Genomic DNA, 1425 nt, shown 5'->3' on the forward strand with positions numbered 1-1425 from the left:
CCGAGGCCCTCTGGGCCGCCTACCTGGCCCGCCTGGAGCGGGAGGCCCTGCCCAAGGGGGAGGTCTTCCTCCAGGCCCTGGCCCTCACCCTGAGGGGGGTGGCCCAGGGAGGGGTGCGCTACCCCGCCCGCTACCTGGAGGCGGTGATGGCGGACCTGGAGGCCCGGACCCCCGTCCCTCCGCCCCCGCCTGGGGGAGCCCGGGACGGGATCCTGGACGGGGCCCTCCTCCACCTGCCCGATGGCCGGAGGGGCTACTTCGCCGGCTGGACCGGAGGCGGGGCCAAGGCCTTCGTGGAGGTGGACGGGGTGGCCCACCTGGTGGATAGGGAGCTCGTCCTGGCGGCCCGTGTGGTAGGGTGAGGGGGTGGAAAGGGTGAGCCTGGCGGCCTCTCAGGACCCCGCTGAGACTCCCCAGAGCGAGGGGCGGTGCCCTAGGGATCAGGCCTACTACGCCTCCCTCTGGAGCGTGGGCCACGTGCGCCTGCGCGAGGTGAAGAAGAAGGACAAGGTGTTCTCCTTTTACCATCTCGAAGCCCCCGGCTACCCCAGGGGTGTGTTTCTGCCCCTCCCCAGGGGTTTGGGCCAGACCTTTCTGAACCAGAGAATCGGGGTCGTCTACGCTCCCCGGACGGACGAACAGGGAGCCCTTAAGGGCCGCCTGGACTACCTGCGCCGGCTGGACCCCACCCTCTGGGAGAGGGCCTCCTACCTCCACCTGCGGGGCCGCCTGGCCGCGGTGAACCCCGAGGAAGGCCACCTCCAGGTGGAGGTCCGCCCCAACCCCGGGGGCAAGCTCCGGGCCCCCTTCACCCTGACCCTGCTGGCCCCCCTCTCCCTCCTGGAGGCCCTGCCCCCCGTGGGGAGCGGGGTCTACCTGGAAGGGGAGGTGAGGCCGAGGAGCGGCCGCCTGGTGGTCCGGCGCTGGGAGCCCGCCCGCCTTTGGGACGACCCCCAGTAGGCCACCTGGCCCAGGTCCGGGGCGTGGTCCACCTCTCCCCCCTTCCGGGGGCGGCGAGCCTCCGCCTGGAGGGCCAGGGCCTCTTCTCCAAGCGGGTGCGGGCCCCAAGGGGCCTGAGGGAGGGCCTCGTCCCCGGCCTCTACCGGGTGGTCCTCCACCCCCGCACGGACGGGGAGGGCTTCCTCACGGGGCTCCACCTGGCCCACCGGGAGCTCCTCTCCCCCGCCCCCGTGGGGGAGGCGCCGGGGGAGCCCCTCCGCTTCCTCCTCCTGGGGGAGTGGCTGGGGGCCTGGGCGGGGCTGGGCCGGGTGCGGGTGGTGCCTGGGCCCAAGGAAGGGCCCGAGACCCGGCCCTTCGTCCTCCGCTTCCTCCTCCGCCGCCCCCACCTGGCCCCGGCCCCGGGGGGGCTGGTCCTGGCCCTGGGCCGGGTGGAGCGGGGCCGGCTTGTCGGGGAGGCCTTCCCCC

The 1425-nt window shown here is 74.5% G+C and carries 2 protein-coding genes and 1 pseudogene; all 3 read left to right on the plus strand.

Going from position 1 to position 1425, the window contains the following annotated elements:
• Positions 1 to 362 (plus strand): annotated as a pseudogene (locus BVI061214_RS00880) (hypothetical protein); the annotation flags it as partial.
• A 4-nt stretch (positions 363 to 366) separates the two neighbouring features.
• Positions 367 to 960 carry a hypothetical protein gene (locus tag BVI061214_RS00885; RefSeq protein WP_248841689.1) on the plus strand — a complete coding sequence of 198 codons (594 nt, stop codon included), beginning with the start codon at positions 367 to 369 and terminating at the stop codon, positions 958 to 960.
• The coding region (locus BVI061214_RS13135; RefSeq protein ID WP_248841690.1) for a hypothetical protein at positions 942 to 1425 on the plus strand (484 nt) is incomplete at its 3' end. The genes BVI061214_RS00885 and BVI061214_RS13135, both read left to right, overlap by 19 nt.

Origin of the sequence: Thermus aquaticus, assembly GCF_001280255.1 — a bacterium.
Lineage (GTDB): Bacteria > Deinococcota > Deinococci > Deinococcales > Thermaceae > Thermus > Thermus aquaticus.